This window comes from Lysinibacillus mangiferihumi (assembly GCF_003049665.1).
Lineage (GTDB): Bacteria > Bacillota > Bacilli > Bacillales_A > Planococcaceae > Lysinibacillus > Lysinibacillus mangiferihumi.
Map to the genome: position 1 here is coordinate 1 of NZ_PYWM01000079.1, position 2,744 is coordinate 2,744.

The 2,744-nt window shown below is 36.6% G+C and carries 7 protein-coding genes; all 7 read right to left on the bottom strand.

Annotation, left to right across the window (positions count from 1 at the left end):
* Nucleotides 1–97: 97 nt before the first annotated feature.
* Entirely contained in the window at nt 98–289 is a 192-nt protein-coding gene (locus tag C9J37_RS27295; protein ID WP_107897910.1) for a hypothetical protein, read from the bottom strand.
* Nucleotides 290–297: 8 nt separating this feature from the next.
* On the bottom strand, nt 298–570 hold the full coding sequence (locus C9J37_RS27300; protein WP_107897911.1) for a transition state genes transcriptional regulator AbrB: 273 nt from the start codon (nt 568–570) through the stop codon (nt 298–300).
* Nucleotides 567–1,004, bottom strand: a complete 438-nt coding sequence (locus C9J37_RS27305; RefSeq protein ID WP_107897912.1) for a hypothetical protein — start codon at nt 1,002–1,004, stop codon at nt 567–569. Before C9J37_RS27305 ends, C9J37_RS27300 begins: the two co-directional genes overlap by 4 nt.
* Nucleotides 1,005–1,020: 16 nt before the next feature.
* The gene (locus tag C9J37_RS28690; RefSeq protein WP_167397462.1) at nt 1,021–1,173 is read right to left on the bottom strand and encodes a hypothetical protein; all 153 of its coding nucleotides are present in this window, start codon (nt 1,171–1,173) and stop codon (nt 1,021–1,023) included.
* Nucleotides 1,157–1,576 (bottom strand): hypothetical protein, encoded by a 420-nt coding sequence (locus tag C9J37_RS27310; protein WP_107897913.1) that lies wholly within the window; start codon nt 1,574–1,576, stop codon nt 1,157–1,159. The genes C9J37_RS28690 and C9J37_RS27310 overlap by 17 nt, the downstream gene beginning before the upstream one ends.
* Before the next feature lie 152 nt (nt 1,577–1,728).
* Nucleotides 1,729–1,893: a hypothetical protein gene (locus tag C9J37_RS28695; RefSeq protein ID WP_167397463.1), complete on the bottom strand. Its 165-nt coding sequence runs from the start codon at nt 1,891–1,893 to the stop codon at nt 1,729–1,731.
* Nucleotides 1,890–2,591, bottom strand: coding sequence for a Rha family transcriptional regulator (locus C9J37_RS27315; protein WP_107897914.1), 702 nt, complete (start codon nt 2,589–2,591; stop codon nt 1,890–1,892). Before C9J37_RS27315 ends, C9J37_RS28695 begins: the two co-directional genes overlap by 4 nt.
* Between the last annotated feature and the right edge of the window lie 153 nt (nt 2,592–2,744).

A 2,744-nucleotide genomic window follows, 5' to 3' on the forward strand; every position in this document is an offset into this window, starting at 1 on the left:
GGCTCAATTGATTTCTTACCACGTAATTCATGAACGATTAGCTTTAATTCAGCTACTTCGTTTTCTAAAACTTCTACACGTTGCTCGATAAACTTTGTCATTTCGCATCCTCCTGTGGTAAAATACCCGTGATTTGATTTTGATTTATTTTTTGTATCTGCTTGTCATTGGTTGCACCCTTTGACAAGTTTTTTTGTGCCTCTATTTGGGCATTCTCTGCATCCTCGATGTCTTGCCAGTAGTCTGATTCTCGGTCATATACATCAGCGTGTGTGTAGCCTATACGCATGGAATCACCTACTTGGATTGCTCGATTTCAGCAACTAACTTTTTAGCAACTTCTGGACTTAAAACTAACTTTCCACCTAGTAAACTGAAATTATTGTCTGATACTTCACCAGTCACGGCGCATGTCATATTAGCCATGTATTTTTTTAGAATGATTTGATCGCCATCCACAAAGATTTCTACAGCATCTTTTTCTTCAATATTTAACGTGCGACGTAGCTCCTTCGGAATTACTAAACGTCCTAACTCATCTACCTTGCGTACGATACCTGTTGATTTCATTTGATTTCTCCTCCTTCCAATGTTTTTCGTATTTCAGCACAAATTCCTGTAATTTCGCTATCGTGTACTTTATCTAATCCTCTGATTGAAATTAATTGGCTTTGTGCACTTTCAAGTGCTTCACGTAAACGTTTGTTTTCTTCGCGAAATTTTTCTAGTACTGTTGTTTTCGCCCGATTATCATTACCTAAACGATTGTTATGATGGTCGATTGTACGAATAACATGGTCTTTTTTCTTGATAGTAATTTTCATCCGACCGATTTTTGTACGTAGCTTATTCGCTTCTTTTTGACCATCTAAAGCCATCATGATTAGATATTTCATATCGTTGTACACAGCTTGAAAATTAACCATTGCATTAGGTGAATCACCTAGCGTTTGATGCATCTCATCGATTTTTCTATCGATTTGTTTAATTCGATTTATGTCCATTACTAATCACCTTCCTTCAATCCTGCGCTGCACGTTTCAGCGCCAATGTTTTAAGCAACGTTGTATACAACACTTCGCTTAACGGTTGTCCATCAATACTGTGGATGCCATTCTTCTTCAACTGTTCAATGACTGCATTACGCTGTAATTGCTTAAGCATAGTTGTCACGTTTGACAACCTCCAACGCTGATTCAACACCGTCAATGTAATCTCTATGTTCCTTGTATTCTTTTACTAGATTAGGAAGTGCACTGTCTCCGAAAGGTAATCCATCATGGACTAATACTTCTTGGATAATTTGTTCTCCTAAGTCCTTTAGATGATCTCGGGAATCTACAAGTAACTGATTTAATTCCTCCACAATCTCCTTATTAGCATCAGGAAATTCGAGTGCTTCTTTGAGATTAATTACACTCGCGCCTTCTGGAACATACGGTGCATGCTTGCTGTCGTAATGCGTTGTTACTTTACCTGCTGCATCTAAAACTTGTACGCTTGTGAATTTATCCTCATGGATATTTAGACCAACCACTGATAACTTCGTACCTTTAACATTTAATACTGCTTTCATTCTAGTAACCTCCAATAGATTGATAGTTTTATTTTTGACGTGCTGATATTGCTTTATTAATAGCTTGGCTGACTAATGCAACTGGTACTGGTTTAATTTGTCTCACTTAAACATCTCCTTTTGAACGTTTATTTAACGCTACTTGCTTTTCCTCATCCGACATCGCTAACCATTGTTTGTTGGTTGTGTTCATTCGGTTCACCTACCTCTAACCTTTTTTTCTCCATCTCTCTCGCAACTATACGAGGAGCAGATGTCTTTACAAAGAAAGCATGCATTTTACGTTGTACATCAATCGGAACTTTGGGTAGACTCATTGTTCATCACCCCATGCTATTTGACTATTACAACTGTCAATTTCCATCTGTAATGATGTGGAAGGACGCCATAAGCTAATAAATCTTAATGCTTCCTCATGTTTAACCTTTGGTATATCTCCATAACGTGGAATTTTGAAATATTGCTTAAACTCATTCCAAAATGCCGAAAATACCTTTTTACTAATCTCTTTATAGGCAACCGAATCTTTACCGCCTAAAGCTTGTACAATTGATTGTTTAGCTGCCTGTTGTATTTCTTGTTGTTGTAGTGAATCAATTCGCATACTGCCTTTAAGAAAATCTACATCTAACTTAATGACCTTTAGTTCTTGTTCATGTTTCAGTGCAGCTTGTAATGCTAGTTCTAAACTGTTAATAGGGTTTTGTATTTGTTGTTCCATTTCGTTGAATCGATCAATATAAGTCATTGCGAACAACGTACCTTTTTCACCTGTCATGCGGGTCGCGTATAGTTCACAACCTTTTTTAGTTAACAAGTAACAAAACTTCTCACGATTTAGGTTATCTTTATAGGTACTTTCGATAAAATAGTTGCCCACACTTTTGTGGTCATCTCCTAAGTGTTCGATAACCGTTTTAATATCGCGTAATACTTGGTCGTGTCTGCGTCCAACCATTTTTGCAATATCTCTACTATCAGTTACTAACTGACCGTTTAAATTAATAATTTCCAATATATTTCCTCCTTTCGCCTACCTTTTGTTACAATTTGGATAGAAAGGTAGGTGATACATATGGATATGGTTTTAAAAATTTGTATTTCAGATGGGTCTGAAATTATCGTCGATGGCTTTGATGACATTTCTTTTTACAATGAAATACCTAAT